Genomic DNA, 12,824 nt, shown 5'->3' with positions numbered 1-12,824 from the left:
AAAACGCTGAATTCATCCCCCGGGCGCTCCTTGGGCGATGGCGTCCACGCGCCAGCGCCCGTTCTGCAGGCGCGAGCGCACCGGCAGAACGCCGGGCAGCGCCCGCACGAAGTCTTCCGCCTGCGCAATGCGCACCTGGCCTGACAGGCGCAGCCCGGCGGCCGCGGCATCCACCTCGACCGGGCGCGGCAGGTAACGGCGCAGGCGCCCGACCGCCTCTCCCAGCGGCACGGCGTCGAACCCGACGGCGCCGTGGCGCCAGCCGGCGGCCGCGCGCGGGTCGGGCAGACGGGTCTGCGCAAAGCCGTGTTCGGCGTCGATGCGCAGGGCATCGCCAGCGGCCAGTTCCCGGGACAGCACCGGCAGGCCCGCGGCGTCGAGCGTTTCCACCCGCACGCGGCCGGATTCGACCTGCACCTGCACGGCGCCGTGCGCGCCCCGCTCCACGCCGAAGCGCGTGCCCAGCACGGTGATGCGCACGCCGGCATGCGCCGTGGCGGGGTCGCCCGCCACCTCGACCACGAACGGCCGGCCGGCGTCAGGAGCGACCTCGAAGAACGCCGCGCCTTCCTGCAATTGCACGCGGCGCAGCGCGGCGTAGTAGGCCACCGCCACGCGCGTGGCAGCGTCCAGCGACAGCACGCTGCCGTCCGGCAAGGGCTGGCGCAGCGTTCGGCCATGCGCGGTGGATGCGGTCTGCTGCCACTCGGGCACTGCCAGGCGCCACCAGCGCCAGCCGGCCACACCGCCGACTCCGCCCATGGCGAGGCCGGCCACGCCCAGCAGCGCCGCCAGCGACCGGCGCCGGCCCGCCCGGGGCGCAGGCGCAGCCCCCTCCGTCGCCAGATCCGGCGGACGGTGGCCCGCCCTCCACTGCTCCAGCGCGCGCTGCACCCCGTCCATGGCGCGGATCATGTCGCGCTCGATCATGTTGCGCGACACGCCGAATTCGGCCGCCAGCGCGCCCTGGTCCTCGCCATGGACCCGGCTGCGCAGGAAGACCTGCCGTACCCGGTCCGGCAGCCCCGCCAGCGCCGCCTCCACCGCGGCGATGGCCTGCCCGTACATGGCCGCCTCCGCTACATCGGGCGTGTGGGCGCCGCCGTGCGCCGGCGTGGCCGCATGGCGAAGCTCCAGCCCCTGCCGGCGCTGCTGGTCGATCACCAGGTTGCGCGCCATGGCGAAGAGATACGCCCGCGCCTCGTCCTCGCAGGCCAGCGCCGGGCCCTGACCGCGCGCTGCCATGTCGGCCACCCGCAGCCAGGTGTCGTGCGCCGCATCGCGCGCGGATTCGGCGCTGCCGGTGCGGCGCGCCAGATAGCGCACCAGGTCGGCATAGCTGGCTTGGAAGCTGGCGAGCAGGGAGAAGGATCCTGTCCGGGCGGTCATGGGAGCAGCGGGGCGCGGCGGGGATCAGGCCTGGCGGTCAGCGGCCGACCATGTTCTCGGGCACGACCCACTGGTCGAACTGCTCGCCCGTGACGTGGCCCGAAGCGATCGCCGCTTCGCGCAGCGACGAGCCCTCCTTGTGCGCCTTCTTGGCGATGAAGGCCGCCTTGTCGTAGCCGATGTGGGTGTTGAGCGCCGTCACCAGCATCAGCGAGCGGCTGACCAGCTCGCCGATGCGCTCGCGGTTGGGCTCGATGCCGACGGCGCAGTGGTCGTTGAAGCTGACCATGCCGTCCGCCAGCAGGCGCACGCTCTGCAGGAAGTTGTGCGCCACCATCGGGCGGAACACGTTGAGCTCGAAGTTGCCCGAGGCCCCGCCGAAGTTGATGGCCACGTCGTTGCCGAAGACCTGCGCGGCCAGCATGGTCACGGCCTCGCTCTGCGTGGGGTTCACCTTGCCCGGCATGATGGACGAGCCGGGCTCGTTCTCGGGGATGCTGATCTCGCCGATGCCGCTGCGCGGGCCGCTGGCGAGCCAGCGCACGTCGTTGGCGATCTTCATCATGCTGGCCGCCAGCGTCTTCAGCGCGCCATGCGCATGCACCAGCGCATCCACGGAGGCCAGCGCCTCGAACTTGCTCGGCGCCGTGACGAACGGCAGCCCGGTGAGCGCAGCCAGCTCCTTCGCCACGCCTTCGGCGTAGCCCTTGGGCGCATTCAGGCCGGTGCCCACGGCGGTGCCGCCCAGGGCCAGCTCATACAGATGCGGCAACGCATCGCGCACGTGCTTCTCGCCGTGCGCCAGCTGGGCCACCCAGCCCGAGATCTCCTGACCCAGCGTGAGCGGCGTCGCATCCTGCAGGTGCGTGCGGCCGATCTTCACGATACCGTCGAAGGCCTGCGCCTTCGCTTCCAGCGTGGTGCGCAGCTTGGCGATGGCCGGCAGCAGGCGGTGCGTGAGCGCCTCCACCGCCGCCACGTGCATGGCCGTGGGGAACACGTCGTTGCTGGACTGGCTGCGGTTCACATCGTCGTTGGGGTGGACGAGGCGGCCCTCGCCCCGCTCGCCGCCGAGGATCTCGCTGGCGCGGTTGGCCAGCACCTCGTTGACGTTCATGTTGGTCTGCGTGCCCGAGCCGGTCTGCCAGACGACCAGCGGAAATTCTTCCGGGTGCTTGCCGGCAATCACTTCGTCGGCGGCAGCCACGATGGCCTCGGTCTTGCGCGCGTCCTGCAGGCCCAGGGCGTGGTTCACCTGGGCCGATGCCCGCTTCACCTGGGCCAGCGCCTTGATGATCTCGCGCGGCTGCTGCTCACCGGAGATGTCGAAGTTCTGCAACGAGCGCTGCGTCTGCGCGCCCCACAGTCGGTGTGCGGGGACGTCGATGGGTCCAAAGGTGTCACGTTCGGTACGGATGGTCATAGCAGGCATTCCCCGGGAATGAAGGTGAAGGAAAAAAGCGAAGAGCGGCGATGGGGTGGGCGCCAGCGGCGCCGGATTACCGATGGCACCAGTTGCACCGGCAAATCCTGGAGCACCTGGACCAGCGGGCACAGCCGAAGAGCATAGCGCGGAAGAGAAACCATTCTCATTTCTGCAGCAACGCGCCGTTCCAGTCTTCCTGCCTGACCCAGCCGGTTCCGTACTGCGCGCGTATTTCCAATCTTTTGTTACTTGATGTAAACCAAACGGGCGGGGCCTGCGTATGAGAAAGGCAGGCGCCTGACCCGCCTGCATTTGCACACGTTTCTTAGTCATGTCATCCGCCCTCCTCACCACCGCGACAGGCTTCATGCCTGCCAGCTACGACCCGCCCGTGGTGGCGGCGTCGTTCGGCATCGCGCTGCTGGCGTCGTATGTCACGCTGGACCTGGCGCGGCGCGTGCGTACGTCCGAACGGCGCAGCGGCCTGGCGTGGTGGGTGGCCGGCTCGGTCGTCATGGGCTCCGGCGTGTGGAGCATGCACTTTCTGGGCATGCAGGCGTTCCGGCTGCCCATCGCGCTCGGGTTCACCAGTCTGCTGACCCTGCTGTCCTGGATTGCTGCGGTGGGCGCCTCCGGTATCGCACTGGCCCTGGCCAGCATGCCGGCCTTCCGGCGGCGCCACCTCGTCTGGGGTGCGCTGGCCATGGGCGGCGGCATCAGCGCAATGCACTACATCGGCATGCAGGCGCTGGACATGTCGCTGCCCATCGTATGGCGCCCGTGGGTCGTGGCGGCCTCCGTCCTCATCGCGGTGCTGGCCTCCGCTTCGGCGCTGGCCCTCTTCCAGCTGCTGCGCAAGGTGCACGGGCCGCGCCGCCCGGCCTTCCAAATGCTGGCCTCCGTGGTCATGGCTGCGGCCATCTGCGGCATGCACTACACCGGCATGGCGGCGGCCGACTTTCCCGTAGGCACCGTCTGCACCAGCGCCAACGCGCTGGGCGGCTCCGGGCTGACCGCGGTGATCGTGCTCGCCACGGGCATGCTGCTCATCAGCACGCTGTTCACGTCCATCCTGGACGCGCGCCTGCAGAGCACCGCACGCGCCCTCACGCGCTCCCTGCAGGAAAGCAACGACCAGCTCACCCGCGCTAACGCGGCCCTGCAGAAGCAGGCCTTCGCCGATCCGCTGACCGGCCTGCCCAATCGCCTGCTGTTCGAAGACCGCCTGGCGCAGGCGCTGCTCCGGCTGGACCGCGCCAACCACCGCAAGGTCACGGAGCGGCTGGGGGTGCTTTTCGTCGACCTGGATGGCTTCAAGCCGATGAACGACTCGTTCGGCCATGCCTTCGGCGACGCCATCCTGGCCCAGGCCGCACAGCGCCTGCATGGCGATGCGCGGGATAGCGACACCGTCGCGCGCGTGGGCGGCGACGAGTTCGTGCTGCTGCTGGAGAACGTGGGCAGCGTGCCGGAATGCGGGGGCGTGGCCGAGCGCATCCTGGCGTCGATGGCGCAGCCGTTCGACCTGGGGGGCCGACAGGTGCAGATCTCGTGCTCCATCGGTGTGGTCGTCTACCCGGACCACGGGGAGCGCGACAAGCTCATGGCCCATGCGGATGCGGCCATGTATGCCGCCAAGCGCGCGGGCGGCAATGGCTACGCGCTGTTCGAGGAATCGATGCGGTCGGACGCCACGAACCTGCTGGAGCTCAAGAGTGACCTGCGCCGCGCGCTGGGCGACGCCAGCCGGCAGCTGGCGCTTCACTACCAGCCCAAGATCGACGGCGCGCGCGGCGGTGCCCGCGGGGTCGAAGCGCTGCTGCGCTGGCAGCATCCCACCCGGGGTCCCGTGAGCCCGGCGGTGTTCATTGCACTGGCAGAGCGCTCCGGCCTCATCAACCCGCTGGGCAACTGGGTGATCGGCGAGGCCTGCCGCCAGATCGCCGAGTGGCATGCGCAGGGCCTGCAGATGCCGGTGGCCATCAACCTGTCGGTCCACCAGCTGCGCGAGACCGGCCTGGCGCGGCGCATCGCCCAGGCGCTGCAGGAGCACGGCGTGGAGCCCTCGCAGCTGCTGTGCGAGATCACGGAATCGGTGGCCATGGAGGACACGCAGGCCACCCAGCGCACGCTGGAAGAGCTGGAGCGCATCGGCATTTCGCTGTCCATCGACGACTTCGGCACCGGCCACTCCAGCCTGAGCTACCTGCGCCGCATGCCGGTGCAGCAGCTCAAGATCGACCGCAGCTTCGTGGCCGATCTGGAGCACCAGGAAGACGCCCGCGCCGTGGTCGACGCCGTGGTGCGCCTGGCGCACGCACTGGGGCTGCACGTGGTGGCCGAAGGCGTCGAAACGCAGGGCCAGCGCGACATCCTGCGGGCCATGCAGTGCGACGAGCTGCAGGGCTTTCTCTTCGCCCGGCCCATGCCGGCCGATGCGCTGCTGGACTGGGCACGCAGGCACACGGCCGGCACCTGGGCGGATAGCCCTGCGCCGCGCGCGGGTCCCGCCGCAGCCGCCGCCTGAACGCGCCGCAGGCCGCCCCGCTCTGGGCATGGGCGCGCTTCGCACCAGGCGGCGATAATTGCGGTGTTCGCTTCTTCCTACAAAACACACCCCACCATGACCACGTCCATCCGGTACCACGACCTCGTGGAATCCGTCGCTGCGTCGTTGCAGTACATCTCCTACTACCACCCCGCCGACTTCATCGCCCACCTGGCCCGCGCCTATGAGCGCGAACAAAGCCCCGCGGCCAAGGACGCGATGGCGCAGATCCTCACCAACAGCAAGATGAGCGCCACGGGCCAGCGACCCATCTGCCAGGACACCGGCATCGTCAACGTGTTCCTGAAGATCGGCATGGACGTGCGCTGGGAAGGCTTTCCCGCAGGCCAGGGCCTGGAAGACGCGGTCAACGAAGGTGTGCGCCGCGGCTACAACCACCCGGACAACACGCTGCGCGCCAGCGTGGTGGCCGATCCGCAGTTCCTGCGTAAGAACACCAAGGACAACACGCCCGCGGTGATCTTCACGCAGATCGTGCCCGGCAACACGGTGGACATCACCGTCGCGGCCAAGGGCGGCGGCAGCGAGAACAAGTCCAAGATGGTCATGATGAACCCCAGCGACAACCTGGTCGACTGGGTGCTCAAGACCGTGCCCACCATGGGTGCCGGCTGGTGCCCGCCGGGCATGCTGGGCATCGGCATCGGCGGCACAGCCGAGAAGGCGGTCCTGCTCGCCAAGGAAAGCCTGATGGACGACCTGAACATGTACGAACTGCAGGCCAAGTCGGCGCGCGGCGAAAAGCTCGACCAGGTCGAGGAACTGCGCCTGGAACTGTTCGAGAAGGTCAACGCCCTGGGCATCGGCGCCCAAGGCCTGGGCGGCCTCAGCACCGTGCTGGACATCAAGATCAAGATGTACCCCACGCACGCCGCGTCCAAGCCCGTGGCCATGATCCCCAACTGCGCAGCCACCCGCCACGCGCACTTCGTGCTGGACGGCTCCGGCCCCGTCTACCTGGAAGCGCCGTCGCTGGACCTCTGGCCCAAGATCGACTGGGCGCCGGACTACAACAAGTCCAAGCGCGTCGACCTGAACACGCTGACCAAGGAAGAGGTCGCCAGCTGGAAGCCGGGCGATACCCTCCTGCTCAACGGCAAGATGCTCACCGGCCGCGACGCCGCGCACAAGCGCATCCAGGACATGCTGGCCAAGGGCGAGCAGCTGCCGGTCGACTTCACCAACCGCGTCATCTACTACGTGGGCCCGGTGGACCCGGTCCGCGACGAAGCCGTGGGCCCCGCCGGCCCGACCACGGCCACCCGCATGGACAAGTTCACCGACATGATGCTGGCCGAGACCGGCCTGATCGCCATGATCGGCAAGTCCGAGCGGGGCCCGGTTGCCATCGAGGCCATCAAGAAGCACCAGAGCGCCTACCTGATGGCCGTGGGCGGCGCCGCCTACCTGGTGAGCAAAGCCATCAAGACGGCCAAGGTCGTGGGCTTCGAAGACTTGGGGATGGAAGCCATCTATGAATTCGATGTGGTCGACATGCCGGTGACGGTCGCCGTGGATGCGGGCGGCACCAGCGCCCACATCACCGGCCCGGCGCTGTGGAAGGAAAAGATCGCCACGGGCGAGTTCAAGGGCATTGCGCTGGCTGAAGCCTGAACGCGGCCTGCCTGCACGCCCCCTGACGAAACCGCCTTCGGGCGGTTTTGCTTTGGGCGGTGTGGCGGGGCAGCCCGGCGATTTTCACGGCAGTCCACCACCGGTTCCACGCCAACTCCGTGCTCTCGCCACGGTCCGGGCAGCAGAGCGGGCTGCACGATCTTCCCGGCGCGGGCATACTGGCCACCGCGCGCGGCGCATGCCCGGACGCAGGCTTGCAGTTCTGCTCTCCAAGGACCCTTCGATGTCCCCTACCCTCTCCCCTTCCACGGCGCCGATCGGCGTGTTCGACAGCGGCATCGGCGGCCTGAGCGTGCTGCGGGCCCTGCGCGCCGCGCTGCCGCACGAACGCTTCGTGTACCTGGCCGACAGCGCACACGCGCCCTACGGCGAGCAGGGCGACGCCTATGTGGCCGCACGCACCGAAGCGATCGCGCACCATCTGCTGCAGACCTACGGCATCAAGGCGCTCGTCGTGGCCTGCAACACCGCCACGGCCGCGGCCATCGCCGAGGTGCGCGCCCGCTACCCGGCACTGCCCCTGGTGGGCGTGGAACCCGCGCTGAAGCCGGCCCTGTCGCTCACGCAGACCGGCCGCGTGGGCGTGATCGCCACGCGCGGCACGCTGGCCAGCGGCAAGTTCGGCCGGCTGCGCGCGTCGCTGGAGGGCCCCGTGCAGTTCGCCGTCCAACCCTGCGACGGGCTGGCCCTGGCCATCGAACGCAGCACGGCGGACGCCCGCGACACGGATCCGGCCACGGCCGAAGTCCGCGCGCTCTGCGAGCGCTATACCGCGGCCCTGGCCCCGTTCGGCACCGGCCACGGCGAGATCGACACGCTGGTGCTGGGCTGTACCCACTACATCTTTGCCGAACAGGCGCTGCGGGCCTGTACCGGGCCGGCGGTGCGTTTCGTGGAGACGGGCGAGCCCGTGGCGCGCCAGACGCGCCGGCTGCTGGAAGCCGCCGGTGCGCTGGCCCCGGTGAGCACACCCGACGGAGAGGCCGTCCGCCTGCTCACGACCGGAGAACTGCCGCTGCTGCAGGCCGCAGCCCAGCGCTGGCTGGGCCTGCCAGCCCGGTGCTGTGCGCAGGTGTTGGTGCCCACGCTTGCATCCGGAGCCCATTCACAAGCTTTTTCGGCCCTGACGGCCACCCATCAAGCGCAAGCAGCTATCAATTTATGAGCACACACCTTAACCGGGAGCGCGGGTGTAGCCGCCCGAAAGACAGCGCCTAAACGTCCGAGCCCGCTGCGGCCGCCCACAGCCGCTCGCCCGATCGCTCCAAGTGGGTCAGATACAGCCGGGTATCGAACTCGTACTGGTGGTAGCGCGGCTCCATGTGTTCGCACAGCTGGTAGAACGCTTTGCCGTGGTCCTTCTCGCGCAGATGGGCCAGTTCATGCACGACGATCATGCGCAGGAACTCCTCCGGCACCTGCTTGAACATCGACGCGATGCGGATCTCGTGCCGGGCCGTCAGCCGCCCGCCCTGTATTCGCGCAGACGCCGTGTGCAGCCCGAGGGCATGCCGCACGACGTGGATCTTGCTGTCGAACACGACCTTCTGCACCGTACCGGCATTGCGCAGGTGCCGGGCCTTCAGGTCCGCCGCGTACTGGTACAGCGCCTTGTCGTTGCGTACGGCATGGCCTTGTGGATAGCGGCGCAGCAGCACCGGTCCCAAGCCTTCGCCCTGGATCAGATCACGCACCTGCGCCAGCAGCGCTGCGGGATAGGCGCTCAGATAAGGGAGATCGTTGGAAGTCATCAGGCGACGGGCCTGCGGCGTTGCACCGGGCCCTGTTGGTCGACCGCCGGGCCCTCCGCCGCCCCAGAGACGAAGCGGAAGAAGCCGGATGCAGTGTCAGTGCAAATGGCGGGGCCGGCGTCCGCCAGTGCCACCATGGCCGCTGCCCGAGCCACCGGAACCGCGCGGCGGCTTGCCGATCTCCAGCGAATTCACCAGTGCATCAAAGCGCTCGGAGAACAGCTTGTCGATCTCGGCCACCACGCCGCTCAGTTCGGAGCCGTCGAAGTGCCGCTCCATCATGTTCACGACGTCCTGCACCAGCAGGTCGCGCTGCACCTGCATGATGGCCGCGGGCGTCGGTCCGACGAACAGCATCACGAAGTCGTCGCGCGCCTCGGTGCCGTCGTCCTCTTCCTCTTCGTCGAAGTCCGTGTCATAGAACGTGACTTCGATGGCTGCACCCTGCTCGGCCAGTTCGTTGAGGCTCATGCACATCTCGTCCAGCGACTGGCGAAAGTCCTCGTCGCCTCGCACCGTCCAGCAGATCTGCAGCATGTGCGCCTTCGCATCGAACTGGATCCCCGGCTCTTCCTCATAGGCGCTGGCCGCGCCATCGGCCAGCGAACGGGCTCCGGCGTACTTCCACAAAGGCTTCAACGCCTCCTGGATCTGATCGAACCCGGCCTCGGGGCGCAACTGGACCTGGCCGTGCACGTGGATTTCAAAGGGAGCGTTGTAACTTGACATGATCGAATCGTAATTGGTGCCCCGAGCCGGGGTCGAACCGGCACGCCCCTTCTCAGGAAGCGGCGGATTTTAAGTCCGCAGTGTCTACCAATTTCACCATCGGGGCGCCGGCTGCAACCCATGCAGCATACAGGGACCGGCCCGCCGAACCCGGGGGTCATGGTGGCATTACCCCATCGGGCCCGACAGCCTGGACGCATGACAAAGCGCAAGGCAAAAAAAAGGGAAGCCTGGGCTTCCCTTTTTGCAAACTGGAGCGGGAAAAGAGTCTCGAACTCTCGACCTCAACCTTGGCAAGGTTGCGCTCTACCAACTGAGCTATTCCCGCATTGACCAACCCGCATTTGCGGGCTGGCAAGAACCAAATTCTAGCACTGATTTTCTACCGTTCAGAGAACTAAGCGAAACTCTCGTGCTACCTACCAGGCAATCGCCACGCTTGCGGCCTGGCTCCACTCTTTAGTGAAGCGCCTACCGAAAACCTGGAGGCGCGGGCCGGAGTCGAACCGACCTACACGGATTTGCAATCCGGTGCATAACCGCTTTGCTACCGCGCCCTGCCGAATTACCTGGCAAAAAGGGGAAGCAATTGCCTCCCCTTTTAAAAACTGGAGCGGGAAAAGAGTCTCGAACTCTCGACCTCAACCTTGGCAAGGTTGCGCTCTACCAACTGAGCTATTCCCGCATTTACCGAAGCCTCAGATTATACATCGTTTGCGTCGATGGATGAATTGTAGCGCATTTTTAGGCCGCCGCGAAGAAATCGCGGCGGCTTCCGCGCTCAGTGCTTGACCGACCCCGTGGCCGTTCCCGCAGCCTTGGCAGGCTCAGGGGCCGGAACGGCGGCTGCAGCTACTTCATCCTCCGTCAACGCGATGGGCTTGCGCTCCAGCGCCACCTCGAGCACCTTGTCGATCCATTTGACGGGAATGATCTCCAGGCCGCTCTTCACGTTGTCCGGGATCTCCTGCAGATCCTTGACGTTCTCTTCCGGAATCAGAACCGTGCGGATGCCGCCACGCAGGGCTGCGAGCAGCTTCTCCTTGAGGCCGCCGATCGCCGTGACCTCGCCGCGCAGGGTGATCTCGCCGGTCATCGCCACGTCGCCGCGCACAGGGATACCCGTCAGCGCCGACACGAAGGCGGTCGTCATTGCGGCGCCCGCGCTCGGGCCGTCCTTGGGCGTCGCACCGTCGGGCACGTGGATGTGCATGTCCCGCTTCTCGAAGACCTCGTCCTTGATGCCCAACAGGCGTGCCCGGCTGCGCACCACGGTCCGTGCGGCCTCGACCGATTCCTTCATCACATCGCCCAGCGAACCGGTGCGCGTGATGACGCCCTTGCCGGGCATGCTGGCCGCCTCGATGGTCAGCAGATCACCGCCCACCTCGGTCCACGCGAGGCCTACGACCTGGCCTACCTGGTTCTGCTGCTCCGCGCGGCCGTAGGTGTACTTGCGTACGCCCAGGTAGTCGGGCAGGTTGTCAGCGGTCACCACGACCTGGGGTTCCAGCTTTTTCAGCTGCAGGCCCTTCACCACCTTGCGGCAGATCTTGGACAGCTCGCGCTCCAGCGAACGCACGCCGGCCTCACGGGTGTAGTAGCGCACCACATCGCGCACGGCAGACTCGGTGACCTGCAGTTCCTCGTCCTTCACGCCGTTGTTCGTCATCTGCTTGGGCAGCAGGTACTTCATGGCGATGTTGGTCTTCTCGTCTTCGGTGTAGCCCGACAGGCGGATCACTTCCATGCGGTCCAGCAGGGCCGGCGGAATGTTCATTGAGTTGGACGTGGCCACGAACATCACGTCGGACAGATCGAAGTCGACCTCCACATAGTGATCGCCGAACTTGCTGTTCTGCTCAGGATCGAGCACTTCGAGCAACGCGCTGGAAGGGTCGCCGCGGAAATCCGTACCCAGCTTGTCGATCTCGTCGAGGAGGAACAGCGGATTGCGCGTGCCAACCTTGTTCAGGCTCTGCAGCACCTTGCCCGGCATGGCGCCGATGTAGGTGCGGCGGTGCCCGCGGATCTCGGCCTCATCGCGCATGCCGCCGAGCGCCATGCGCACGTACTTGCGGCCCGTCGCCTTCGCGATGGACTGGCCAAGCGAGGTCTTGCCCACGCCGGGGGGCCCCACCAGGCACAGGATGGGCGCCTTGACCTTGTCCACGCGCTGCTGCACCGCGAGGTACTCGAGGATGCGGTCCTTCACCTTGTCCAGGCCGTAATGGTCTTCGTTCAGCACGCCCTCGGCATTGGCCAGGTCGTGCTTGATCTTCGTGCGCTTGGCCCAGGGCAGACCGGTCAGCACGTCGATGTAGTTGCGCACCACGGTGGCTTCTGCCGACATGGGCGACATGAGCTTGAGCTTCTTGAACTCCGCGTCGGCCTTCTTGCGCGCCTCGGCGGGCATCTTGGCGGCCTTGATCTTCTTCTCGATCTCTTCGATGTCCGCGCCTTCTTCACCCTCGCCCAGTTCCTTCTGGATGGCCTTCACCTGCTCGTTGAGGTAGAAGTCGCGCTGGTTCTTCTCCATCTGCCGCTTCACGCGACCGCGGATCTTCTTGTCGACGTTGAGGATGTCGACCTCTCGGTCGAGTTGCTCGAACAGGTTCTCCAGGCGCAGCTTCACGTCGGAGAGATCAAGCACCAATTGCTTGTTCTCCAGCTTGAGCGGCAGGTGGGCCGCGATGGTGTCGGCAAGCCGGCCGGGATCATCGATGCTGGAGATTGAGGTCAGGATCTCTGGAGGTATCTTCTTGTTGAGCTTGACGTACTGGTCAAACTGCTGCATCACGGCGCGGCGCAGCGCCTCGATCTCGCTCGGCTTGTGCTCTTCCTCGCCGGCCTGGACCGGGGTGACGGTGGCGGTGAAGTGGGTCTCGCCATCGTCGATGGAGGCCACCAGCGCGCGCTGCTGCCCCTCGACCAGCACCTTCACGGTGCCATCAGGCAGCTTGAGCATCTGCAGGATCGTGGAGATGCAACCCACGTCGAACATGTCGGCCACCTGGGGCTCGTCCTTGGCCGCCGTTTTCTGCGCCACCAGCATGATGCGGCGGTCCGCGTCCATGGCCAGCTCAAGCGCCTTGATGCTCTTGGGGCGGCCCACGAACAGCGGGATCACCATGTGAGGAAACACCACCACGTCACGCAGAGGCAACAGGGGCAGATCGATGGGGGTGGGTGGCAAGGGAGTGTGTCCGGACATGGTGATCCTCATGTAACTCTGTGGAATATGGTCCGCAAACAATTCTTTTCAACCCACCCCGGCGGTGCCGCCGCCGAAGAGGGAGAAGGCAGGCGGGCCGTCGTCCGCCCT

At 67.1% G+C, this 12,824-nt stretch carries 8 protein-coding genes and 4 tRNA genes; 3 read left to right on the top strand and 9 right to left on the bottom strand.

Going from position 1 to position 12,824, the window contains the following annotated elements:
• Positions 1-12 precede the first annotated feature (12 nt).
• Entirely contained in the window at positions 13-1,389 is a 1,377-nt protein-coding gene (locus tag QE399_RS12640; protein ID WP_309829137.1) for a sigma-70 family RNA polymerase sigma factor, read from the bottom strand.
• A 37-nt stretch (positions 1,390-1,426) separates the two neighbouring features.
• Positions 1,427-2,812 (bottom strand): class II fumarate hydratase, encoded by a 1,386-nt coding sequence (gene fumC / locus QE399_RS12635; protein WP_309829136.1) that lies wholly within the window; start codon positions 2,810-2,812, stop codon positions 1,427-1,429.
• A 334-nt stretch (positions 2,813-3,146) separates the two neighbouring features.
• On the opposite strand from fumC, the gene QE399_RS12630 reads away from it, so the two are divergent.
• The 3 genes from QE399_RS12630 to murI all read left to right on the top strand — a co-directional run bounded on the left by QE399_RS12630 (position 3,147) and on the right by murI (position 8,184).
• Complete coding sequence (locus tag QE399_RS12630) at positions 3,147-5,342, top strand: putative bifunctional diguanylate cyclase/phosphodiesterase (protein ID WP_405043625.1); 2,196 nt, start codon at positions 3,147-3,149, stop codon at positions 5,340-5,342.
• Between the two features lie 96 nt (positions 5,343-5,438).
• Positions 5,439-6,998: a fumarate hydratase gene (locus QE399_RS12625; RefSeq protein WP_309829135.1), complete on the top strand. Its 1,560-nt coding sequence runs from the start codon at positions 5,439-5,441 to the stop codon at positions 6,996-6,998.
• 244 nt (positions 6,999-7,242) lie between these two features.
• Positions 7,243-8,184 (top strand): glutamate racemase, encoded by a 942-nt coding sequence (gene murI / locus QE399_RS12620; protein WP_309829134.1) that lies wholly within the window; start codon positions 7,243-7,245, stop codon positions 8,182-8,184.
• Positions 8,185-8,233: 49 nt separating this feature from the next.
• Here murI and QE399_RS12615 read toward each other — a convergent pair whose 3' ends face one another.
• From QE399_RS12615 to lon, 7 genes are all read right to left on the bottom strand, one after another.
• Positions 8,234-8,770: a M48 metallopeptidase family protein gene (locus tag QE399_RS12615; RefSeq protein WP_309829133.1), complete on the bottom strand. Its 537-nt coding sequence runs from the start codon at positions 8,768-8,770 to the stop codon at positions 8,234-8,236.
• 96 nt (positions 8,771-8,866) lie between these two features.
• Positions 8,867-9,499, bottom strand: coding sequence for a DUF6806 family protein (locus QE399_RS12610; RefSeq protein WP_309829132.1), 633 nt, complete (start codon positions 9,497-9,499; stop codon positions 8,867-8,869).
• A gap of 14 nt (positions 9,500-9,513) precedes the next feature.
• Positions 9,514-9,605: transfer RNA gene (locus QE399_RS12605), tRNA-Leu, on the bottom strand.
• 146 nt (positions 9,606-9,751) lie between these two features.
• A tRNA-Gly gene (locus QE399_RS12600) sits at positions 9,752-9,827 on the bottom strand.
• Between the two features lie 155 nt (positions 9,828-9,982).
• Positions 9,983-10,056: transfer RNA gene (locus tag QE399_RS12595), tRNA-Cys, on the bottom strand.
• Positions 10,057-10,108: 52 nt separating this feature from the next.
• Positions 10,109-10,184, bottom strand: a tRNA-Gly gene (locus tag QE399_RS12590).
• Between the two features lie 96 nt (positions 10,185-10,280).
• Positions 10,281-12,713: an endopeptidase La gene (lon, locus tag QE399_RS12585; RefSeq protein ID WP_309829131.1), complete on the bottom strand. Its 2,433-nt coding sequence runs from the start codon at positions 12,711-12,713 to the stop codon at positions 10,281-10,283.
• Between the last annotated feature and the right edge of the window lie 111 nt (positions 12,714-12,824).

The sequence above is a fragment of the Paracidovorax wautersii genome, from assembly GCF_031453675.1.
GTDB lineage: Bacteria > Pseudomonadota > Gammaproteobacteria > Burkholderiales > Burkholderiaceae_C > Paracidovorax.
This window is presented reverse-complemented; position numbering and strand designations above follow the sequence as displayed.